The organism is Sporosarcina luteola (assembly GCF_023715585.1).
GTDB lineage: Bacteria > Bacillota > Bacilli > Bacillales_A > Planococcaceae > Sporosarcina > Sporosarcina luteola_D.
The window spans coordinates 2,025,204-2,048,522 of the sequence record NZ_JAMBOK010000001.1; the positions used below are offsets into that span (position 1 = coordinate 2,025,204).

Below are 23,319 nucleotides of genomic sequence, written 5' to 3' on the forward strand. Positions count from 1 at the left end.
AAACTATTCACGCTAGGAGACGGTAATATGTTGAAGGACCGTATTTATTATCAAAATGCATATAAAAGGACGTTTAAAGCTCATATTGTCGGGAACGGAAAGGATTCTAATGGACGTCCCTATGTCGTATTGAGCAACACCGCATTCTATCCGACCGGCGGCGGGCAGCCGCATGATACAGGAACCATAGAAGGTGTCCAGGTAATTGATGTGGAGGAAATGGACGGTGAAATCCGCCATTTCCTTGAAGAGGAGCTTCAATCCAAAGAGGATGTGGAGGGCGAGATCGATTGGGAGCGCCGTTTCGACCATATGCAGCAGCATGCGGGGCAGCATATTTTGACGGCTGCTTTTGTCCGGCTCTACGGATTTCAGACAGTCAGTTTTCATCTTGGCAGAGGGCTTGTGTCCATCGATTTGGACGTGGAAGACGTGACTGCGGAGCAATTGGATGCTGCTGAAAAGCTTGCGAATGATGTCATTCTGGAAAACCGTCCGATTGAAACAAAATGGGTGACGGAAGACGAGCTTTCGGAGTATTCGCTTCGTAAACAATTGGCCGTGACAGATGATATCAGGCTCGTTATCATACCGGATTTCGATGATAACGGCTGCGGGGGCACCCACCCGTTGGAGACGGGGCAAGTTGGGATGTTGAAAATAATGTCCACAGAAAAACAGAAGCGGATAGTCCGTGTACATTTTGCATGCGGCGGCCGGGTCCTTCAACAGCTTCATCGGAAAAATGCGGAGTTGTCGGCAGCGTCCAAATTGCTGAGTGCACCTGAAGACGGTGTGAGTGATGCAATTGATCGGCTTTTGGCTTCGCATCATGAGTTGGAAAAATCGTTGAAAAAGACCAAGGAAGATTTGCTGTTATTGGAAGCGAAGAGCTTATTGGATAATAAGAATGGTACTCTTGTTAGATTTTCATTCACCGATCGTACCGTACAAGACCTTCAAAAATTGGCACGGATGTTGGTTGCCGAGGATGAGACGGTCATCGCCCTTCTCGTTGCCGAAAATGAAAACAGGCTCCAGTTCGTAGCTGCCCGTGGCGTATCCGCCGGGACAAGCATGAAACTGGTTTCCGCTTCAGCCTTGCCTCTCCTGAACGGAAAAGGAGGCGGAAATGATGCCTTGGTCCAAGGTGGCGGTGCGAAAACGATGAGTGCCGATGAACTATTACATGTAATGGAAAATTCAATTACACAGCAATAAATATACAGCTCCTCCTGATCTCACTTCCGGGAGGAGTTTATTTAATTATAAAGTTTGCTTTCTAACTATGTTTAGTATTTGTCTCCTCGGGGTATATAAAGATATTAGACAAGGATACTTCTGATATCTTCCAAGGAGAGGTTTATTATGAAGAAAAGAATAGTATTCATTTCAGATCATGGAGATCCGCTTGCCCCGCTCGGAGGAGAGCAGGCTGGCGGTCAAAATAATTATGTGAAACAGCTGGCACTGTCGTTAGATAAAAGAGGGCATACAGTAGATGTCATTACCCATTGGGCTGACGCTGACACCCCTTCCATAGAGGAATTCGGATCCAAATGCCGAGTGATCCGTGTATCGGCAGGAGTGAAGGGCTTTGTGCCAAAGAACGAGATGTACAACATGCTTTACGATTTTTATGATGAAATGCGTTCCTGCATCGACTTGGCGTCTTATGACGTGATGCATACCCATTATTGGCTATCCGGGCTCCTTGGCGCGAAAGTGGCTGAGGAATATGGGTTGCCATGGATACACACTTCCCACTCATTAGCCGTTGCCAAAGAGCAGGCTACAGGCGTGCGCGAGGAAAAAAGAATGAATGCCGAACAATTGATATTGCAGCAAGCCGATGCAGTCGTCGCGACGACTGCAACTGAAAGGAAGTTAATTAAAAGCTTCGTTAATAGCCCCTCACCCATCAATGTCATTCCAATAGGAGTTGACAAAAACTTCAAGCCCTCTATCCAGGAGGAAAGGGCGCAGCCGTATTTTGCTTTTGCCGGCAGGCTTGAGCAGACAAAAGGTATTTACACTTTGCTGCATTCTTTCAGACTATTACTGGAGCGTCATGAGCTTCCTCCTTCTGCGAAGCTCGTTATTGCAGGAGGAGATCCTGACAAGATTGACCTGCAGGAGAAATTACCGACCTGTCCGAAATTGAAGAAAGCGATCAGAGGTCTTGAGCGGCACATCGAATTTATCGGAGCACGCTCCCAGCGACAATTAGCCGCGCTTTTCAATGAAGCCACTGCCGTCATTGTCCCTTCTACTTATGAATCGTTCGGAATGGTTGCCGCTGAGGCTCAAGCGTGCGGAAGCCCAGTCATTGCTTCCAAGGTTGGAGGATTACAGGACGTGGTCCGTCACCGGGAGACTGGCCTCCATGTCCAGAAGGAGAACGAGGAACACTTGGCATTCGCCATGAAACTGCTCGCAGCGAACCGTGATTTTGCACGTTCCCTCGGAAGGCGTGCGGCTGCTTATGCACGGCGGGAATTCGATTGGGACTCGGTTGCCAAGAAAATGGATGGATTGTATGAGGTGGTCATGTTTGAAAAACAAAAAGCAATTGCTAGCGACTGATTTGGACGGAACATTTGTCGGTGATAAGGACGCACTCGGACGGCTGCTTGAGTACTTTAACAGTTCACCCGAAGAGGTCGCGCTCATCTATGTGACTGGCAGGCATCTATCCTCTGCTCGAGCGCTTATGGCGGAAGAGGGTTTGCCGCTGCCCGATTTGCTCATAACGGATGTAGGTACGTCTATTTATCATACTGACGGGTTGGAAGACATCAATTGGAAACAGGACATGCAGGAGGATTGGCAGCCTGGGATGGTAGCAGAGATTGCGGCCGCTTTTCCTGCATTGGAAAGACAGGAGCTGCCCGATGATCGACGTGTTTCCTTTACTGTTACTGATGATATCGGGGCGGTGGATGAATTCCGGAAAGCCCTTGATGCCGAGGCCATTCCACATACGTTCATCTTCAGCTCAAACCGTGATATTGATATACTTCCTAGTCGTGCAGGCAAGGGGAACGCATTGGAATATGTACTCAGGAAGTATGCGAGAGATGACGTTAAGCTGCTAATCGCAGGCGACTCGGGCAACGACCGGGACATGCTTTCCCTCGGCCACCCTTCCGTCATCGTCGGCAATGCCCAGGCTGAGTTGCTGGAGATGGAACCGTGCAAGAATCTTTTCCGAGCGAATGAAAACTGTGCAGGCGGCATCCATGAAGCGTGGTTGCACTTTTATGGGGAGGGGCGAAAGTCTGTTGGATGAGTTGTCACCGACTTGGGGCGGCTTATCACCGGCTTGCGGGTAGTTATCACCGACTCTAATTGGTTTGTCACCGACTTGGGGTGTTATCATCGACTTTCTGAGCGTTACCACCCACTTGAATTGATTTACCACCGACTCGCATAATTACACCGCCAACTTAAAGAGTTATCACCGCTTGTGATGAGTTTATCACCGCTCAGAAGGTGTTTATCACCGTTTGTGAGGGGTTTATCACCACTCAGCATCAATTTATCACCGCTTAGCCATTTAATGGCTTAGGTTATCAATTAAATGGATCACAAAAACAAAATATCTCCATGCAAAAGGCTGCCTCCCGAGGGATGGCAGCCTAATTCATTCAAAATATTAATAAGCTCTTGCAAACCAAACTGTATGCTTCGCTTCTTTTCCACAATTAATACACGTCGACTTTTCAGCTGGCGGATTGAATGGAATGTTGCGTGTCGTGAACATTGTCTCATCCTTCACTTGTTCCTCGCACGCGTCCTCGCCGCACCAGCCGGCAAGGATCCAACCAGGGATTTCGCCTTTCTCCGCCGAATCCGCGATATGCTTCGTTAGGTCCTCCATTGTGTCGATATGCGTATGGGAATGCTCCGCACGGAACGCACGCGCTTTTTCAAGCAGGCGTGTCTGCATCGTTTGCAATTCCTGTTCTATGCTTTCGACGATAGATGCCAAGTCAATGGCGACTTTCTCGTCTTCGTCGCGCGCTTTCATAAGCGCTTGATTGTTCTCCAAATCACGTGGCCCTAGCTCAACACGGACCGGAACGCCTTTCAGCTCCCACTCATTGAACTTGAATCCTGGAGACTGATCGGAATCATCCAACCTCACGCGGATTCCTTTCGCCTTCAACTCCGCGAAGACTTCATCCAACTTCTCCATAATAGCCGGGTTCTTCTTCCATGGACCAACCGGAATCAAGACTACTTGCGTCGGTGCGATACGAGGAGGCAATACAAGCCCCTGCTCGTCGCCGTGAACCATGATGACCGAGCCTATCAACCGCGTCGAAGTCCCCCATGATGTCGTATGCACGAATTGGTGACGGTTTTCCTTCGTCAAATATTTAATGTCGAATGCTTCCGCGAACTTCGTGCCTAAATAATGGGACGTACCCGCTTGGACCGCTTTACCGTCCTTCATCATCGCCTCGATCGAATACGTGTCGACCGCGCCCGCGAAGCGCTCGGATGGCGTTTTTTGTCCGTCATAGACTGGAATTGCCAATAGACCTTCCACGACTTCTTTATAAATGTTCAGCATTTGCATTGTTTCTGTACGTGCTTCTTCTTCATCGACATGCGCCGTATGCCCTTCTTGCCATAAAAACTCAGACGTCCGAATGAAAGGCAATGTTCTTTTCTCCCAACGGAAAACGTTCGCCCATTGGTTAATCAACACTGGAAGATCACGATAACTCTTAATCCAGTCGGAATACAAGTGACCGATCATCGTCTCGGACGTCGGACGCAGTGCAAGGCGCTCTTCCAATTTCTCGCCGGCAGCTTCCGTCACGAATGGGAGTTCAGGGGAGAACCCTTCGATATGATCTTTCTCCTTCTGGAAGAACGACTCAGGAATTAACATCGGGAAGTACGCATTCCGATGGCCTGTTTCCTTGAAGCGCTTGTCCATCTCAGCTTGGATATGCTCCCAAATTTCGTAGCCATCCGGTTTGAATGCGATACATCCGCGAACCGGTGTATAATCCATCAAATCCGCCTTCTGGATCGTGTCGATATACCATTTTGAAAAATCGTTCTTCTGATTACTCATCTATATTTCCTCCCTATCATAATAAAAAGCGCAAAGCTGTCCTATATAAGGACGTCTTTGCGCTGAATAGACGTGGTACCACCTTCATTCGGCCTAGCGACGCTAAGCCCTCGAACGTTCTGTAACGAAAACGACCCGGTCATGTTTGCATGACATCTCCGTGGTAGGGTTCAATGAAAAGCGGTGGTACGGCTCTCAGCAAGGCACCGTACTTTCTGGTTCACAATTTTCATCTACTGGGCCACATCAGTGATTCCATATTGCTTATAATATAGCAAATACTTGTGATTTATACAAATGCGGTTGTGTTTTACTCCTGCGGACTTGGATTAATCCTGTTCTTTGCTATAGTATGATTGATACTAGTGGATGGAGGAATCAAGTCATGAATAATTTACCTAATTGCCCAAAATGCAATTCCGAATACACATATGAAGACGGAAACCTGTTTGTTTGCCCTGAATGTGCACACGAGTGGACATTGGAATCCCAGGAGACCGAAGACGAAGCTGCAGTTGTCCGCGATGCAAACGGTAATGTATTGAACGATGGTGACACGATTACAGTTATCAAAGATTTGAAAGTGAAAGGCAGTTCAAACGTCGTCAAAATGGGAACAACGGTGAAAAATATCAAGCTGGTTGAAGGCGATCACGATATTGATTGCAAAATCCCCGGTTTTGGGGCAATGCAGTTGAAATCGGAGTTTGTGAAAAAGATTTAATTTGATTTCTAGTGAGTCGAAGGTCCCGAAATGACGATAACTTCCGGGAAGTGACCGATAACTTATAAGAAATGACCGATATCCGCCGGTAATTGACCGAAATCGGTTACCATTGGTAAAAACGAAGGGGACTGTCCTGTGACAGCCCCCTTTTCCCGTTTACAATTTGAATTGAAGTACTTTTCCATTGAGTTCTTCAGCGTATTTCGATAGTTGCTCTGAGCTCATTGCCACTTCTTCCATCGAGCTATTTGTCTGTTGCGCTGAAGCAGATGTCTGTTCAATTCCTGCAGACGTTTCCTGAGTGATAGCTGCAATTTCTTCAACTGAACCGCGCATTTCCTGACTGCGGGAAACCATTTCTGATAAGTTGCTTGAAATGGTTGTAATATGAGCGGCCACTTCTGTTACAGCGTCATTAATATCGTTGAACGTTTGACTCGTCTGCGTAATTTGTTCTGTACCTCTTTCCACTTCCCCATATCCTTCAATGAGGGATGCTGCAACCGAACTGGATTCTGACTGAATGTCACCAACAATTTTCGTAATGTCGGTCACGGAAAGGGAAACCTGTTCCGCCAAGTTTCTTACTTCTTCGGCTACGACTGCAAACCCTTTGCCGTGTTCGCCTGCCCTTGCCGCTTCAATAGCAGCATTTAATGCTAACAGATTTGTTTGATCTGCAATATCTTTAATAACGACAACCAATTTTGATATTTCCTGTGACTGGGCGTCCAATCCTTGGATTTTATCCACGGAAAATTGTACGATGCTGTCTATTCTTCCCATTTGCTCATTGGAAAGATTCATTAAACGACGACCTTCCGAAGTCATATTCAACACTTTTGTAGATGCAGCTTGAATATGTCCCCCTTTTTCATCTGCCTCTTCGACTTGATGAACGAACGAGTCCATCAGGTCAGACAAATGACCTGCTTGTGTCGCTTGGGATTCTGCACCTTCCGCTAAATCATACATTGTCATAGCAACCTGGTCGGTCGCGGATTTCACTTCAGTCGCGGATTGCGTCAGCTCTTCACTTTGGGCTGATACAGAGCCTGAAATATCATTGATCGTATTCAATAAATTGCGGGTGTTATGGCTCATCTCATTTGCCGCATGGACAAGCTGGCCTATTTCATCCTTAGCAGTAGTACTCATATTTTCACCGCTTAAATCACCTTTAGCCATCTGTAACATGCGGTTCATTATCATTTTAATCGGTTTTGTAATTTGTTCCGCTGTAAATAGCGCAGCAGCTATACTTAAGAGGATGACTAAGACCGTCACAATGCTCACAATCTTAAGCGTCCGATTCCCATCTTCCATAATCTTCGCTTCTGCGGCATTAATATTTTCTTCATAATCCGCTGCCAATTTTTCATATCCCGCCATAATTTCACGGACCATCGGAGTTGACTTGTCCAGGTTTCTTAGTGCTAACTCCTGGTTCCCTTTATCATACTCAGCAAACACTTCTTCACTGATAATCATTCTCCAAGCTATCGTTTTCTCGATGAGACGATCAAACTCTTCCGTTTCAGTAATACCCCGAATGATTGCTTCATTTTGCTTTCCAAGCTCAGTGTAGTTATTAAATCTGTCCTTATAATCTCCTCCATACAGGACATATCCTCTTGCCGTAGAGATCCGGTTTGCCATCGTCAACGCCATCTTATCATGGGCAATCAATAACGGAAGCTCTCTCTCCACGATCTTCCTTGCTTCTTCATTACTTTTCATCACCGCGTAAATATTATAAATGCCATACAACAGCACTAATAAAATCACTAATGAAAAAGAAAACAATAACTTACTTTTAATACTTTTAAACATACTCTACATCTCCTATTATTTTTTTATTCGAGTCCACACACGATTACTAATATCGGTTGAATTTACTATAAGTAAAGTGATTAATTATTCATTTAATAGTATCTATTCTTTGCACGCTTCCTTATTGCAACACCCACAAGTTGCAGTTCAAGGTCGCCTCCTCTATAATTATTAAACAAATTCGAGTGGGATGGATGCACTCGATAAATGAAAAGAGGCGATTTGAACAATGTTAAAAACAACTGTGTTCGAACAACTGAAACAAGCCATGAGAGAGAAGGACATACTTTCCAAAGGCGTGCTCACAATTCTAAAGTCCGGACTTGACCTTGCTGAAAAAGAGAAGGGTTCCGCTCTGACGGAGGAAGAGGAAGTTGCGATTGTAAACCGTGAAATCAAACAGACGAATCAAGCGTTGGAAGGTGCCGAGAAAGCGCAGCGTGAGGACTTGATTGCACAGGAAAAGGCGAAATTAGTTCTGCTTAAGTCATTTTTGCCGAAGCAATTAAGCGAGGATGAAGTGAAGGCATTGCTGACAGAAGCGGGAGTCGTCCAAGGAATGAACATGGGGGATGCAATGAAAATCGCAAAACCGCTGCTTGCCGGCAAAACGGACGGCGCAACGATGTCGAAGGCTGTAAAAAGTCTCATTCAGTAACATAGTTAAAGCCCATCCGAATGGATGGGCTTTTGTATTTGCATTTGAAAGCTGTTACAGTTTCACACGTTGCAGCCTAAGCGCATTGAGTACGACCGATACGGAGCTGAATGCCATTGCAGCGCCTGCCACCCATGGGGCTAGTAGACCCAATGCTGCTACAGGTATGCCGATCGTGTTGTAGAAGAAGGCGAAAAACAGGTTCTGTTTAATGTTCCGCATCGTTTTCCTGCTCATGATGAAGGCGTCAGCGACACTGTTCAGATCGCCGCGCATTAATGTAATGTCAGCTGCTTCAATTGCAATATCCGTTCCGGTGCCGACCGCCATGCCGATATCCGCCATAGCAAGCGCCGGTGCGTCATTGATGCCGTCGCCGACCATTGCGACTTTCTTTCCTTGTGATTGCAGTTCTTTGATTTTATCGCTTTTCTGGTCTGGAAGAACTTCTGCAATGATATGAGTCAGTCCAACTTGTCGGCCGATTGCTTCAGCAGTATGACTGTTGTCCCCTGTCAGCATAATGACATCGAGTCCGAGTTCCTGCATTCTTTTGATCGCCTCTTTGGACGTTTCTTTTACAGTATCCGCCACCGCCACGACGCCTGCAAGCTTCCCGTCGATTGCGATAAGCATCGCCGTTTTCCCTTCGTTCTCCATCTTCTCCATTGTGGATTCAATATCATGCAGGTCAACATTACGGCTGCGCATTAATTTTCGCGTACCGACAAATAGATGATTTCCAGCAACTTCCGCTTCAATTCCGTATCCAGGAAGCGCTTTGAAAGCTTCCACTTCAATCAATTCGACACCTTTTTCTTTTACGCCCGTTACAATCGCCTGTGCCAGCGGATGCTCCGATTGGTTCTCTGCTGACGCAACCCACTGCAACACTTCCTGCTCAGCAAATCCCTCAGACACGATGATATCCGTTAATGCTGGTTGACCTTTTGTAACAGTTCCGGTTTTATCCAACACTACTGTGTCAATCGAGCGGGTATTTTCAAGATGCTCCCCGCCTTTGAACAGCAAGCCCATTTCAGCAGCTCGACCCGAACCTGCCATGATCGATGTCGGTGTCGCTAACCCGAGCGCACAAGGACATGCAATGACGAGAATAGAAATGGTCGGAATGAGTGCCGATCTGAAGTCGCCCGGTGTGACTGCGAAATACCAGATGAGAAACGTCAAAATGGCAATGCCGACAACGATAGGGACAAAGATGCCCGAAATTCTATCCGCCAAACGTTGGATTTCAGCTTTGGAGCCTTGCGCTTCTTCAACGACTTTGACGATTTGCGATAATGCGCTATCCTTACCGACCTTCGTTGCTTTGATTTGTAATGAACCATTTTTATTGATCGTAGCTCCAATAACAGAGTTTCCAGGTACTTTATCGACAGGAATACTTTCACCTGTAATCATCGATTCATCAATCGCCGATTGGCCGGAAACAATTTCTCCATCGACAGGGATTTTCTCGCCTGGTTTGACGTGGATAATGTCCCCTGCCATGACTTCCTCAATAGGCACTTCCTGCTCAATTCCATCTTTCAACAAGCGTGCTGTTTTTGCTTGCAAACCGAGCAATTTTTGAATCGCCTGGCTCGTTTTCCCTTTTGCCCGCACTTCGAATAATTTACCGAGGACGATAAGGGTAATAATGACTGCGGATGCTTCAAAGTAGAGCTCCGGATGACCGACACTACCCGCATTCAGCCATTCGAATGTTAAATAAAGACTGTAGAAATATGCTGCACTCGTTCCTAACGCTACTAACACGTCCATATTGGCGCTTTTATTTCGTAATGAAGTAAATGCTCCTTTGTAAAATTGGGCGCCGACAATGAATTGAACGGGTGTCGCGATTGCCAATTGCACCCATGGATTCATGAGAAATTCAGGCAAGTAGAGAAACGACAGAAATTCAAAATGCGCTACCATCGTCCATAACAACGGGAGTGTCAAAACCGCAGAAAAGATGAATTTCCTGTATTGCTTTTTGATTTCCTGCTCTTTATGATCTATCTTTTCCCTGCCGTCACTTTTTGGAATTAATTCATAGCCCATTCTGTTCACGGTTGCCATCATTTCATTAGGACTCGTTTGACCGCCGTCATAGTCAATAGTCACTGTTTCTAGCGCAAAGTTGACTGTCGCATTGGAAACACCTTCCATCTTGTTCAAGCGTTTTTCGATTTTCGTCGCACATGCCGCGCAAGTCATGCCCGCTACATCGAATTCGGTTTTATCATGAACAACATGGAAGCCCAGTTTCTCAATTCTTGTCGTGAATTCATCGACATTCGTCACATCGGGATCGAAGTTTATTGTCGAACTTTCCAATGCAAAGTTCACATTGGCCTTTTCAACGCCCTCTATTTTGGATAAACCTTTTTCAATTCGATTTGCACATGCAGCGCATGTCATTCCTTGAATTTTTAAGGTTTTTTCTACATTCGTCATTTTTATCCCTCCTATACTGGGTGGGGGTATATTTAACTGAAAAAAGAAGGATTATACGTTGCAGTATAATCACTTCCGCTTTACATACCCCCGCACGGTTAGCCGGACGCTGTTACTTAAGCGATGTCATAGCCTTGGTCTTCAATTGTTTCCTTTATTTGCGTAATATTTGTTTTATCATCGAACTCAACAGTTACTTCTTTAGTCGCAAGGTCCACTGTTACAACGGAAACACCTTGTAGTTCACCGACGCTTGACTCGATTGATTTTACACAGTGGCCGCAAGACATGCCTTCTACTTTTAGCACTTCTTTCATTATGAAAACCTCCCAGTATTGTGAATATTGTTGTTACTCTCAATATAGCATACCCTAGGCAGGTATACCAAGAAAAAGTTCCAGGTGACTATTTGGTCATCGTTTTCATGATGCTCATCAGCTCTTGAATCGCCGCTTCGCCATCTTGTCCTTTTATCGCTTTCACGACGCAGTGATGCGTATGATCTTCCAATAAAGCTAATGAAACCTTATTCATCGCAGATTGAATCGCACTGATTTGATGGAGAATATCAACACAATAACGGTCATTCTCAATCATTTGATGAACGCCTCTGACTTGCCCTTCTATTCGTTTTAAACGATTTAACAGTTGTTGTTTGTTTGGTTGGACTGTTTTCTTACTTGTTTCAGACAAATCCTTCACCCCGATTCACAATATACCCTATACCCCTATTTTATCATTATTGGATAGGGAGCGCAATTATTGATCGGAAGCCATACCAAATCAAAACAAACGTGAGTATGAAACTCACGTTTGTTTTACCAATATCGCTTTATTTATTTCTTCTTATCCTCAAACTCCATTTTTGTTCCGTCGTTAAATGTGATTTCCAAATCAAACTTCGTATAGTCAGTCGGCAAGTTGAAGGTTGTTAAAACTTCTGAAATGACCTCGTCTTTCTTCGACTCCTGTGTAATTGTTAACTGTTGGATAAGTGGGTGCAATTCATTGAATGCATCGCTACCATGTTTCTCGACATGATTTAATGAATCTTCAATTTTGGCATTAACGGTACCGGTACTGTTCTGGTCAATTTCCACTTCATATTCAGTACCTCCTGCATATTCAACTTCCAATTCAAACTCTGCATACTCCAGTTCATCCATCTTCTCCAGCATTTCTGCAGGAGTCGATGCGCTATTGTTTTGATCAGTGTCTGTAGATTCGGTGGTATTCTTTTCTTCCACAACGTTACTCTCTTCCTTCACGGCAGTGTTGCCATTCTCCTGCTTCACATCGTCACCACAGCCCATCAGCATGAGTGATAACGTACCTAGGATAGATAATGCACCTATTTTTTTCATCCCAATGACCTCCAATCTATTCTATTCTTTACCCATTTCCCAGTAATTTAATCAATTATATAGGAAGTTGCCAGTGGATGAACTACCGAAAAAATGAAGTATAACTTCTAGAAAGGTAGTATACTGTCATTAACGTGTGAAAATTGAAAACACCTTGTGGGATTTGAGTTCATTATAGAATGATTACAGCTATCGTTCGGATTTTCGATGTCGAAAAGGCTCATACATTTTACGAGGATTGCGAGTAACTAAATGGAAGGAGTTTAGTATGGAAAAGAACAATGAAAGCATCGTCTATTGGACGCTATTGAACCATAGGATGTGGAATATATATATTGCAGCTACCGCTGAAGGGCTTTGTTATGCTGGGCCGCACAACGCACCATTCGAAGAACTGTCTGAATGGGCGAAAAAACGCCTTTCTACTTATCATCTGGTAGAAGATAATACTGCCATGGAGCCTTATGTACAGGAATTGATTGACTATATGGAAGGTAAACGGAAAGAGTTTACATTGCATCTGGATTTGCACGGCACTCCGTTTCAACAATCCGTATGGAAGGCTCTGCAGGAAATACCGTATGGACAAACCGTTTCCTATTCTGATATAGCGGAAAGGATTCAAAAACCGAAATCTGTGCGCGCAGTCGGCGCTGCCATCGGTGCCAACCCCCTTCTGATCACTGTCCCTTGCCATCGCGTAATCGGGAAAAACGGCAACCTGACGGGCTTTCGGGGCGGTTTGGACATGAAAAAGAAACTGTTGGAGTTGGAGCAATAAAACCAAATAACTCACTGAGTAGGTTCAATAAGAAAAGCGACTGCCTGTTGGGGGAGTCGCTTTTCTTATTGTTATTTTGCTCGAATATACGTTTCTCCAAGAAGACTGTTAACCGTGTAACTGTCTTGCGGCAATTGCTTCTCCACGAATGCGTCAAATTCACTTTTATTAATCGAATAAAACTCTTCGATTTCGCGCGAGAATAGTAATTTTTCCTGTTGCAGTAATTGAGCCAACCCGGAAAGTTGCTTCGGCTTTATCGTCTCATTCGGCAGCAATTGTTGAAGTGAATTCGCGTAGTCCTCCACTGATTTTGCACCGACAATCCGAACGCCTTTTTGTTCTTCATTCATTATGACAATTGTCGGGAATCCTCGGACACCTAACTGACGTACGAGCTGGAAGTCTTCGTGCAATTTAGTGTCTGCTTCCGGAAGCTTGGATTGCTTAATGATTTCTTCCCCATTCAGTCCAACTTGATTGACAATCTTGATCAAAACATCGTCTTGGGCAATATTTTTATTGAAGGCAAAAAGCTCTTCACGTGCACGGCGTAAAAATACGTTTGCTAGTTCAGGATGGTTTTGTTGGATCACTTTGTATACTCGGGATGGAATGAAAGAAGACGAGATTGGATTATCATACCAAACGGTTCCATCAATCGGCATGCGCGAATGTTCTCCGACTTCCCTCCAGTGACCGGCTACGTCAGATGGTCCGGATATCCCGTTTGCAGGATCGACGGGACCATCACCCCATTTTTCAAGCAATCCTCCCATAAGTGTATGCATATTGAAGTAATGCCCGTACTGATGCACAAATTTTCGAAGAACAGGCTCCAACGCCCAACAATGCGAACAGATTGGATCAGTTACATAATAAAGGTCAATCGTTTTTTTCGGAGCTGATAAATCAATGAACTCCATTGAAATTGTGTCATCGCCAGCAGGGCCGCAGACACCTGTTTCCATATTGCAAATCATATTATTATTTGTACTCACGTCAATTCCCCTTTTCTTTAGTGTGATTGGATAAATCAAGTTCGATATGCTGTTGCGCCCAAGCCTGTACTGGCTGCAAAGCGAGAGCCAATTGCTGTCCCTTTTCGGACAGATGATAGGAAATGATGACAGGCGTTCCTTCTGTCACTTTTTTTATGACTAATCCGTGCTCAGCGAGTTCAATCAATTTCATTGAAAGCGAACGGGGGGTAATATCCGGCAAGTCGCGTTTCATTTCGGAAAAATGGGCAGTGAACTCGGGGCAGATTGACAGGTAATGAATAATAAGCCCGTTCCACCGCCTTCCTAAAATTTCGAAGCACGATTCTAAATAAGGACATACGTTAATGAGTACCACCTCCACTTAATTAATTTAATTGTACACGAGTATAAAAAGTATATCAAGTATAAATATTATTGACTGTGTTGGCATAAAAAAAGTTGCCAATGGTCGGCAGCTTGTAGTTGATCATGCGTTATCGATACTATGCATTTTTCTTTGGACGCGGAATGGCTCGCTTTGTGCGCGAATGACTCGCTTTGAGCGCGGAAGGACTCGCTTTGAGCGCGGGTGACCTCACTTTGAGCGCGGAAGGCATCACTTTGAGCGCAGGTGACCTCACTTTGGACGTGAAAGGCCTCGCTTTGGACGCGGAAGGTCTCGCTTTGAGCGTGGGAGGTGCTTGCTTTGCAAAAAAGGAACAGGGTTGTCCAGATACGACTCTCTGGACAACCCAAAATTATTTCATCTTATTGATTTCCTTTTTTAACCCATTCGGCGACTGTGACTGTACGTTTCGCTTGATGTTTAACAGCAGCTTGGACGTCCTCAATCATTTTACCGTCCTGGTCCACCGTCACGCTTGTTCCGTAAGGATTTCCACCCGCTCCGAAAAGGACCGGATCCGTGTAGCCAGGAGCTGCAATGATCGCACCCCAGTGCATCATGGAAGTATAGAGGGAAAGCAGTGTTGCTTCTTGGCCGCCGTGTGGATTTTGTGCCGACGTCATAGCACTTACGACTTTATTGACCGTCTTTCCACTTGCCCACAGACCGCCTTGAATATCAAGGAATTGCTTCATTTGCGATGGCATATTGCCAAATCGGGTCGGAACACTGAAGATGACCGCATCTGCCCATTCAATATCTTCAGATGTCGCAACTGGAACATCTTTTGTGGCTTCGACAGTTGCTTTCCAAGCTTCATTTCCTTCGATTACTGATTGCGGAGCCAATTCCTGTACTTTTAACACTCTAACCTCTGCTCCTGCTTCCGTTGCTCCTGCTTCAGCCCATTGTGCTAATTGATAATTTGTACCACCCATACTATAAAAAATCACCGCTACATTTACATTTGCCAATTTTTCCATCTCCTTTGATCTTCCAAATAATTTAGCTAAAAAGCCCATCGTTACACCTATTTCATTTGATATTTTCAAAACTGCATTCTTCTACTTATTTCCCTATAGAAACAGTTTTATTCTTTATTCTATATAAGCCAACGCATACAAAGAGCTCATCAAAGCTTGAACGCCCACTGCCAATTGTTCCGGGCTTGTATACTCCAGTGGGTTATGACTGATTCCCTCGCGGCTTGGCACGAAAATCATAGCTGTCGGCACGACTGGCGCAATGATCTGGGAGTCATGGCCTGCTCCGCTATGCATCAGTTTATAATTGAATCCAATTTCCTTAACTTGCTTTTCAATGGCTTCGACGATTTTTTTATCCATCGGAATCGGATTTTCGTCCATCCACATATCAATTGTCGTCTCCACCTCAAATTCGGCAGAAATCTTTTTGATGATCGCTGTCAATTCTTCCGTAAACTTTACAAGGACATCTTTTTCCGTGTGCCGAACATCCAACGTAAATAACGCTTCCCCTGGAACAACGTTAACGGTGTTCGGTTTCACTTCAATCTTCCCGACTGTCGCAACGAGAGGATCGCCATATTCTATTGCCCTGCTGATGACGCTATTGATCATCTGGCTTGCGGCAAATAAAGCGTCTTTCCGATACCCCATCGGCGTAGTCCCCGCATGGTTCGCAACGCCGGATACTTCAATCGTAAAACGCCTCTGCCCGACAATGCTATGAACGATGCCAATGTCCTTTCCTTCTTTCTCGAGAACATTGCCTTGTTCAATATGGATTTCCACAAACCCCTTCAAATCATCGCGGAAAGCTTTTGATTCGTCCCTGAAAGTAAAACCAGCTTCCTTCATCGCATCGACAAATGGCACATCATTGAAATCGGTAATGTTTTCAACGTCCTCCTTCTTTGCGATGCCGACAAAGTTTTTCGAACCCCAAAACGCATAAGGGAATCGGCTTCCTTCCTCTTCTGCAAATGACACGACTTCAAGATTGCGGAGTGGCTGGCCATGTTTTTCCTGCAACAGACGAATCGCTAAAATTCCTGCCAGGATTCCGAAGGCTCCGTCCAACTTTCCACCGTTTTTAACTGTGTCCACATGAGAGCCGGTTAGAATCGTTTCATCTTTGTACGTGCTGCCCTCCAACCGACCAAAAAGATTTCCGATATCGTCAAATCGGGTAGTTAATCCATCTTTCTGCATTACGTTTTCAAGGGCTTTCTGCGCTTCCACCCACTCTTTTGTATAAAGTAACCGGGTGACTCCGCCTTCCGGATCCTTTCCGTGTTCGGCTAACCATTCTTCGAGGTGCGCGATTTCACGCGTTACATCTGTCACATTCATCTGCCCCTTTTAGCTTTATATTTCGTATCGTTTTATCAATCCCATCTATGCATCCAGCCCATTTTCCTTCGGACCTTCTCTAAAGAACATCATTATGACCAATCCGATTGCAAGGACAATGACCGCAGAGTAAAACCCTGCCGTCATACTGCCTGTTTTATCAGCAAGAAAACCGACGAACCAAGGAGCGATGACTGAGGAAATCATGCCAACAAAGTTAAAGAGTCCGAAGGCAATCCCATATGCCGATTTATCGACGTTTTCGGAAACAGCTGAGAGAAGAATCGGGTCCAGCGCAATCTTTCCGAATAACCCATAAACCAACAATGCCGTGATCAGCAAAGCGGTCGTCTGAACGTAGACAGTTGCCCATAAAGCAATCGCAGCGATTGGTATGAGCACGATAGCAAAAGGCTTTTTCCGTCCTAAGCGGTCGGATATATAACTGGCGACGAGCGCCCCAGGTATAGAAGCCAATGGAACCAAAGCAGATATTAACCCAACTTCACTTCCTTGGAATCCTCTTTCCGTTTGTAAAAACTTCGGCAGCCATGTAACAATGACCGTAAAACCATAAAGGGAACAGAATAAGACGAGAAACGTAATGAGCAGGTTACGGTTTTTAAGTAAGGAAAGGAGAGAAACTTTATCTCCCCTAACTTTCGTCTCTACCCGCTGTTCATTTACTGTAGCCCTCTTTTTCTCTTTGACTAATACTGCAATTAAAATCCCGACAAGTATGGTCAACACGCCGAAAATATAAAAAGGCACCGTCCAATTCATCCCTTTTTCCAACACTAATGTGCTTGACAGGATAAAGGCAAAAGCAATTCCTATCCCCGACCCACTGTTAATGATCGCACTTCCAACGGTTCTATTTTTTTCTGGTATTGCTTCAGACGATAGGGCGAATTGGGGACTGAAATAAGTTGCAGATGAAAGTCCCGCAAATGCCCGAGCGACCAAGAAACCCACAAAACCAGCCATAAGGCCACTGACGCCGGTCAAAATTCCATATAAAATAAAGCCGATGACAAGTAACTTTTTCCTGCCAAATTTATCACTGAAAGCTCCTGCAGGAATTTGGGCGATCGTGTATGTCAGAAAAAATATACTATTGACCAGTCCCAGCTGGGAATTATTCAGATCATACTCCAAACCGATATGCCCTAAGATTGGATTCAAGAAATATTTATTGGCATTTATGAACATCCATCCTAATGTGAATGCAAAAACCGCTTTCCACCAATAGGGGATTGTGAATTTCTGTCTCATGTGAGGTTGTACTTCCTTTGATGTCATGTAAGAAATCCCTCTCCCCTAAAGTATAATTTCCATCCTGCCAGCCTTTATTTTCTTGTTAACGGTTGCCCGTTCTCAAACACAACTTCACCGCCAACAATGGTCCTCTTCACTGCACCTTTAAACGTCTTGCCGACGTAAGGGGAATGCTGATGACGGTAAAACAGGTCTTCCTTCTTCAGTTCGAAGCTTTCGTTCAAGTCGACCAGCGTCAAATCAGCATCATAATTGGCTGCGATTGTCCCTTTCGTCTCGAGACCAAATATCTTTGCCGGATTCGTTGCAGTCAATTCAACAATTTTCTCCAGTGGCAGATTCCTTTTGAAATGCCCCTCCGTCAAAAGAATATTCAACATGGATTGGGCTCCCGAAATTCCTCCCCAACCGTCAAAAATATTATCTGAGATGACCTTCATAGATGCCGGCGCCGGGGAATGGTCGGATCCGATCGTGTCAATTTCTCCGTTTGCAACTGCATTCCACAGATCCTCAACCTCGTCCTCGTCTCTCAACGGAGGCGCACACTTGGCAAGGACTCCTTGCTCCTCTAGATCTTTTACGGTCAACGACAAATAATGCGGGCATGTTTCAACTGTTATATCGACGCCTCTTTGTTTCGCATCATTGATTACCTCCACAACTTTACGGCTGCTTGCATGCACAATGTGAAGTTTGCAGCCCGTCAGTTCTGCATAGGAAAGGATTCTTCGGACCGCTTCAATCTCCGAAATGACGGGGCGTGATTCAACATAGTCCCGTGCCGTCACTTTCCCTTGCCCGATCCTTTCCTCCGCAAGCTGTTCACACATAACCGTACTTTCAGCGTGAACGGCTAAGAGGGATCCCAATGCAGCAATCTCCCTCATTCCTTTATAGATCGTCTCATCATCCACGTTATGGAAGTCATCGATTCCGCTCGGTGACATGAATGCCTTGAAGCCGATGACGCCATTTTCGTGAAGATCCTTTAAGTCAGCCAAGTTCTCCGGCACTAGACCACCCCAGTAATATGGGTTCACAATGGACTTTTCCTCCGCCAATTTACGCTTCATTTCTAAATTGGCTTTATTGATCGTCGGCGGCGTACTATTCAACGGCATATCGAAAAATGAGGTTGCTCCGCCAGCTGCAAGACTTCTGCTTCCTGTCTCCAAACCTTCCCACTCCGTCCTGCCCGGCTCGTTGAAATGCACATGCGAATCGATGACGCCCGGAAAGACATGAAGCCCCTCAGCATTTATCTCCCGATCAGCCGTTGCCTCCAGCGGCTCGCCGACAGACACTTCCACGATTTTTCCGTTCTTGACGGCTATATCTCCTTTAGCCGTAGAATCCGCTGTGACAACCGTTCCATTTTTTATAATTAAATCGTATTTTTTCATAATAAACCCTCCAAAATTTTCATGTATTAAGAGTTCTAGCAGCTCTCCTCGTCTCCAGTAGGCTGTAAAGGACAAATGCTGATATGATGCCCACAAACCACGACATATCATACAGCGGTTCAAAGAACGGAACGAAATTTCCGATTAAACAAAGAACCCCTGAAACAACTAACGTTATAAGGGCATTCTCATTAAAACCGTTCTTGTAATTGTATTTTCCGTTCTTTGAATACAATTCGCCCAAGTCAATTTCCGTTTTTGAAACAACATAATAATGAGCGAGCATCACACCAGCGATCGGGGCCAGTAAGCCGCCAATTATATTCAGGAATGTAAAGATGCTTGTCGCATTTTCCATCAGCTTCCATGGCATGACCAGAATGCCGATGACTGCAGCAATCGTCGCACCCGATTTAAAGGTCAGCTTCTTCGGGAATAATGATGCCAATTGGTAACCTGCAGGTACAATATTACCCGTCACATTCACCGATAAGGTCGTCAAACAAAGGGTTAGGACGGATACTGCTATTGCAAATGTACTGTCAAACCGGGCTACGACATCAAGGACATTCCAGATGGGAGTTCCAAAGGCTATTTCAGATCCAACAATAATTGAAATACTCGCGACAGCAAACAATAAATAAGTTACAATCAGTCCTACTGTTTGACCGATTGCCTGGCTTTTCGTGGAGTTGGCCAACCTAGTGAAGTCCGATACACTTACCATCGGAGCCGCCCAAGCGGCAATGACAGCCATGACCGCTGCGATAAAGACGACCACTTGATTTCCACTGATCCCAGTGCCAGTGTAAGCCAAGATGGGTTCAATCCCTCCAGCGAGTTTGATTGCCCAGATCGCCATACCCCCGAAGACAATATAGACAATGGGGGAAAGGATATTTGTAAACTTCCCAAGAAACTTCATTCCTCCATAAATTAATGCGACATTGAATAGCCAAAATAAGAGGAATGAAATTAACGCAGGCAATGACAACCCTAAAAGATTCCAATCCCCGCCTAATGTCAAAAATGGCGGCCACATCTTCGCGATGAGAATCGACAAAGCTTGGCTTCCTGCATATGTTTGAAAACCAAACCACATGATGGCGGCAATAACCCCTCTTAATATCCCCGGAACCATTGCACCCTTTGTTCCAAAAGAAGAGCGGATCAGCATTGCAAAAGGGAGGCCGTATTTAGATCCGGCACGACCATTTAACACCATCACTGCCGAGATAATGACGGATGCAATCATAATCGCGGCGAAAACTTGTCCAACTGACAACCCCAAAGCAAATAAGGCGCCAATGGCAATATAGTTCGGAATATTATGCACTGAACCCATCCATACGGAAGCAAAATTTCCGATCCCCCAGCTTCGCTCGTCTGGCTTCGTCGGCAAGATGTCATCATTGAAGCCTTCTTTTTTTAATTGCTCTCGATTGAGCTCCTGCAATCGAATCTACCCCCAGTATTAGGATCAATTGGCATGTATGCATGAAACAGAGTCCTTGTATGTTCGACTAAACTGCCCTAATTATTCACCGTTGGGTGCGAACTCGGTTTTCCTTATTATGTGTCTCATCTTACTTCTATATCCACCAACCTTTGCCTCGCAAACATATAACAGCAACATTCACGACAACTAGGAATTTTGTATCACGGGCTCTCTCATTTTCTATACAAAAAGGGTTGAGTAAGCTATGATGGGATATCAGCTCATAAATAGAGGAGGAATTATGATGGCAAGAAAGGCTTATGAAGTAAAGGGCTCAACAGCATCAGGTCCATATTCGGCTGCGGTGGACGCAGGTGATTTAGTTTATTTATCCGGGCAAACTGCAATGAATTCCGCTTCGGCAGAAAACATTTCAGGTGACATCGGCGCACAAACGGAACTATGCTTCGATCATCTATTTGAGGCGCTGGAAGCAGCAAATCTCACTCCAGATGACATTGTAAAAGTGAATGTATATTTAACGGATATGAAATACTTTTCCGCTATGAATGAGGTATATGCAACAAAGTTTTCCAAACCTTATCCTGCAAGAACATGTGTTGCAGTTCTAGCGTTGCCGCTGGGAGCAGACGTAGAAATTGAAGCAATTGCAAAAAAACCTGACTAAACTGGTCCGAAACTATAGAAAAGGCGTCCGGAAAGACAGTGTGGATTACTTTTCCGGACGCCTTTGGTCGTTCTTCAGAATGAATTTATTGACGGTGAGTTATCGGCATGTTATTATTACCTTGAATTAAAGATAAATTAATTCACTAGGTATTAAACGAACTACAATATAATTAGTGTATCCACTAACAAATTTTTTTACTTATATATCTCGAATTCAAGATAAAAACAAGGAGGAATTTGTACATGAACAAATTAAAAGGCATCCACCATGTAACAGCCATTACGAGCAGCGCGGAGAAAATCTATGATTTCTTCACGTATACATTAGGTTTACGATTAGTTAAGAAAACTGTGAATCAAGACGACATTCAAACCTATCACCTGTTTTTCGCTGACGATGCAGGCAATCCAGGAACGGACATGACATTTTTCGATTTCCCCGGAATTCAAAAAGGGGTGCACGGCACTAACGAGATTTCAAAAACCTCTTTCCGTGTACCAAGCGATGATGCGCTAGCGTATTGGGTGAAACGTTTCGACAAATTCAACGTGAAGCATCATGGTATTCAAGAACAATTCGGCAAAAAGATCCTGTCATTTGTGGACTTTGATGATCAGCAGTATCAACTTATTTCTGACGAGCTAAACGAAGGAGTCGAATCAGGAACTCCATGGCAAAAAGGACCGATTCCTTTGGAGTTTGCCATTACAGGACTAGGACCCGTCCATATTCGTACTTCCTTCTTTGATCATGTGAAAGAAATCTTGGAAAAAGTCTTTTTAATGAAGGAAATTGCGCAAGAAGATGCATTCCATTTATTTCAAATGGGCGAGGGCGGAAACGGAGCTCAAGTCGTTGTTGAATTTAACACTGTGCTCCCGCAAGCACGTCAAGGTTTTGGCACCGTCCACCATACGGCGTTCCGTGTAGAGGATCGCGCTGACATAGAGGCGTGGCAAAAACGCCTGCACGGCTTCCAACTGCCAAGCTCGGGCTATGTAGAACGCTATTATTTCGGCTCCTTATATACAAGAATCGCCCCTTCCATTCTGTTCGAATTGGCAACGGACGGTCCTGGATTCATGGGGGATGAGCCGTATGAAACGCTTGGCGAAAAACTATCATTGCCGCCGTTCTTTGAAGAAAAACGTGAAGAAATCGAAGGGCTTGTACGACCAATTGATACAGTCCGCAGTACAAAGAACTTTGAAAAAGAGTATTTGTGAGGAGGTGAACATAAAAGGATGGGACTTTTTAATAAACTATTCGGTTCTAAACAACAGGAGGAAAAAACAATGACAAACTTAAATATCGGTATTATTTTAGGATCAACTCGTGATGGACGTGTGAGCCCTCAAGTAGGTGCTTGGGTAAAAGAATTGGCAGAGCAACGCGGAGACGCTACTTATACAGTTATTGATATCGCAGATTATAAATTGCCGTTGCTAGGCGAGCCGGGAAGCGACGCTTCAGGCGCGGCTGCATGGTCAGAAATCGTTGGCAAACAAGATGGATTCGTATTCATCGTTCAAGAATACAACCACTCCATTACTGGAGCGCTTAAAAACGCTTTAGACTTCCTACGTGAAGAATGGAACAACAAAGCAGCCGGCATCGTCTCATACGGTTCAGTAGGCGGCGCACGTGCTGCTGAACATTTACGCGGCATCCTAGGCGAACTATCCGTTGCGGATGTTCGTGTCCACCCAGCTCTATCCCTATTTACTGACTTTGAAAACGGAACGGAATTCAAACCAGCAGAAGTACAGGCTTCTTCAGTGAACCAAATGCTCGACCAAGTCATCCCTTGGGCAACAGCCTTGAAAACAATTCGATAATCTTTCTATATGATAGGGA

The 23,319-nt window shown here is 44.9% G+C and carries 22 protein-coding genes; 9 read left to right on the top strand and 13 right to left on the bottom strand.

Annotated elements, in window-relative coordinates; genetic code table 11:
• Positions 1-27: 27 nt before the first annotated feature.
• The 3 genes from M3193_RS10015 to M3193_RS10025 all read left to right on the top strand — a co-directional run bounded on the left by M3193_RS10015 (position 28) and on the right by M3193_RS10025 (position 3,292).
• Positions 28-1,221, top strand: coding sequence for an alanyl-tRNA editing protein (locus tag M3193_RS10015; protein WP_353056383.1), 1,194 nt, complete (start codon positions 28-30; stop codon positions 1,219-1,221).
• A 147-nt stretch (positions 1,222-1,368) separates the two neighbouring features.
• Complete coding sequence (locus tag M3193_RS10020) at positions 1,369-2,586, top strand: glycosyltransferase (protein WP_251627015.1); 1,218 nt, start codon at positions 1,369-1,371, stop codon at positions 2,584-2,586.
• Positions 2,555-3,292 carry an HAD-IIB family hydrolase gene (locus M3193_RS10025; protein WP_251627017.1) on the top strand — a complete coding sequence of 246 codons (738 nt, stop codon included), beginning with the start codon at positions 2,555-2,557 and terminating at the stop codon, positions 3,290-3,292. Before M3193_RS10020 ends, M3193_RS10025 begins: the two co-directional genes overlap by 32 nt.
• A 366-nt stretch (positions 3,293-3,658) precedes the next feature.
• Here the strand turns inward: M3193_RS10025 and proS are convergent, their stop codons facing one another.
• The gene (gene proS / locus M3193_RS10030) at positions 3,659-5,095 is read right to left on the bottom strand and encodes a proline--tRNA ligase (protein WP_251627019.1); all 1,437 of its coding nucleotides are present in this window, start codon (positions 5,093-5,095) and stop codon (positions 3,659-3,661) included.
• 385 nt (positions 5,096-5,480) lie between these two features.
• Here proS and M3193_RS10035 point away from each other — a divergent pair, with 385 nt between their 5' ends.
• Positions 5,481-5,819 (top strand): zinc ribbon domain-containing protein YjdM, encoded by a 339-nt coding sequence (locus tag M3193_RS10035; protein WP_251627022.1) that lies wholly within the window; start codon positions 5,481-5,483, stop codon positions 5,817-5,819.
• 159 nt (positions 5,820-5,978) lie between these two features.
• Here the strand turns inward: M3193_RS10035 and M3193_RS10040 are convergent, their stop codons facing one another.
• Positions 5,979-7,655 carry a methyl-accepting chemotaxis protein gene (locus M3193_RS10040; protein WP_251627024.1) on the bottom strand — a complete coding sequence of 559 codons (1,677 nt, stop codon included), beginning with the start codon at positions 7,653-7,655 and terminating at the stop codon, positions 5,979-5,981.
• Positions 7,656-7,884: 229 nt separating this feature from the next.
• Between M3193_RS10040 and M3193_RS10045 the strand changes: the two genes are divergently transcribed.
• Entirely contained in the window at positions 7,885-8,313 is a 429-nt protein-coding gene (locus tag M3193_RS10045) for a GatB/YqeY domain-containing protein (protein WP_251627026.1), read from the top strand.
• Between the two features lie 54 nt (positions 8,314-8,367).
• Here M3193_RS10045 and M3193_RS10050 read toward each other — a convergent pair whose 3' ends face one another.
• The 4 genes from M3193_RS10050 to M3193_RS10065 form a co-directional block, all read right to left on the bottom strand.
• Entirely contained in the window at positions 8,368-10,779 is a 2,412-nt protein-coding gene (locus M3193_RS10050) for a heavy metal translocating P-type ATPase (protein ID WP_251627028.1), read from the bottom strand.
• Between the two features lie 116 nt (positions 10,780-10,895).
• Positions 10,896-11,096: a copper chaperone CopZ gene (gene copZ, locus M3193_RS10055; RefSeq protein WP_251627030.1), complete on the bottom strand. Its 201-nt coding sequence runs from the start codon at positions 11,094-11,096 to the stop codon at positions 10,896-10,898.
• An 88-nt stretch (positions 11,097-11,184) separates the two neighbouring features.
• Positions 11,185-11,472 carry a metal-sensitive transcriptional regulator gene (locus M3193_RS10060; RefSeq protein ID WP_251627031.1) on the bottom strand — a complete coding sequence of 96 codons (288 nt, stop codon included), beginning with the start codon at positions 11,470-11,472 and terminating at the stop codon, positions 11,185-11,187.
• A 143-nt stretch (positions 11,473-11,615) separates the two neighbouring features.
• Entirely contained in the window at positions 11,616-12,143 is a 528-nt protein-coding gene (locus M3193_RS10065) for a YusW family protein (protein ID WP_251627032.1), read from the bottom strand.
• A gap of 268 nt (positions 12,144-12,411) precedes the next feature.
• Here M3193_RS10065 and M3193_RS10070 point away from each other — a divergent pair, with 268 nt between their 5' ends.
• Positions 12,412-12,924 carry a methylated-DNA--[protein]-cysteine S-methyltransferase gene (locus tag M3193_RS10070; protein WP_251627033.1) on the top strand — a complete coding sequence of 171 codons (513 nt, stop codon included), beginning with the start codon at positions 12,412-12,414 and terminating at the stop codon, positions 12,922-12,924.
• A gap of 71 nt (positions 12,925-12,995) precedes the next feature.
• Here the strand turns inward: M3193_RS10070 and M3193_RS10075 are convergent, their stop codons facing one another.
• The 7 genes from M3193_RS10075 to allW form a co-directional block, all read right to left on the bottom strand.
• A complete protein-coding gene (locus M3193_RS10075; protein ID WP_251627268.1) occupies positions 12,996-13,907 on the bottom strand; it encodes a DsbA family protein in 912 nt (303 codons plus the stop codon).
• Between the two features lie 19 nt (positions 13,908-13,926).
• On the bottom strand, positions 13,927-14,274 hold the full coding sequence (locus tag M3193_RS10080; protein ID WP_251627269.1) for a winged helix-turn-helix transcriptional regulator: 348 nt from the start codon (positions 14,272-14,274) through the stop codon (positions 13,927-13,929).
• Positions 14,275-14,675: 401 nt separating this feature from the next.
• Entirely contained in the window at positions 14,676-15,287 is a 612-nt protein-coding gene (gene wrbA, locus M3193_RS10085; RefSeq protein WP_251627270.1) for an NAD(P)H:quinone oxidoreductase, read from the bottom strand.
• Positions 15,288-15,410: 123 nt separating this feature from the next.
• Entirely contained in the window at positions 15,411-16,649 is a 1,239-nt protein-coding gene (gene allC / locus M3193_RS10090) for an allantoate deiminase (RefSeq protein ID WP_251627034.1), read from the bottom strand.
• 45 nt (positions 16,650-16,694) lie between these two features.
• Positions 16,695-17,924, bottom strand: coding sequence for an MFS transporter (locus M3193_RS10095; RefSeq protein ID WP_251627036.1), 1,230 nt, complete (start codon positions 17,922-17,924; stop codon positions 16,695-16,697).
• A gap of 74 nt (positions 17,925-17,998) precedes the next feature.
• Positions 17,999-19,333 (bottom strand): allantoinase, encoded by a 1,335-nt coding sequence (locus M3193_RS10100; RefSeq protein WP_251627038.1) that lies wholly within the window; start codon positions 19,331-19,333, stop codon positions 17,999-18,001.
• A gap of 19 nt (positions 19,334-19,352) precedes the next feature.
• Positions 19,353-20,789 (bottom strand): allantoin permease, encoded by a 1,437-nt coding sequence (gene allW / locus M3193_RS10105; protein ID WP_251627039.1) that lies wholly within the window; start codon positions 20,787-20,789, stop codon positions 19,353-19,355.
• Positions 20,790-21,036: 247 nt separating this feature from the next.
• Between allW and M3193_RS10110 the strand changes: the two genes are divergently transcribed.
• From M3193_RS10110 to M3193_RS10120, 3 genes are all read left to right on the top strand, one after another.
• Complete coding sequence (locus M3193_RS10110) at positions 21,037-21,459, top strand: RidA family protein (protein ID WP_251627040.1); 423 nt, start codon at positions 21,037-21,039, stop codon at positions 21,457-21,459.
• A gap of 245 nt (positions 21,460-21,704) precedes the next feature.
• Complete coding sequence (locus M3193_RS10115) at positions 21,705-22,688, top strand: ring-cleaving dioxygenase (RefSeq protein WP_251627041.1); 984 nt, start codon at positions 21,705-21,707, stop codon at positions 22,686-22,688.
• An 18-nt stretch (positions 22,689-22,706) separates the two neighbouring features.
• The gene (locus M3193_RS10120) at positions 22,707-23,300 is read left to right on the top strand and encodes an NADPH-dependent FMN reductase (RefSeq protein WP_251627042.1); all 594 of its coding nucleotides are present in this window, start codon (positions 22,707-22,709) and stop codon (positions 23,298-23,300) included.
• Positions 23,301-23,319 lie beyond the last annotated feature (19 nt).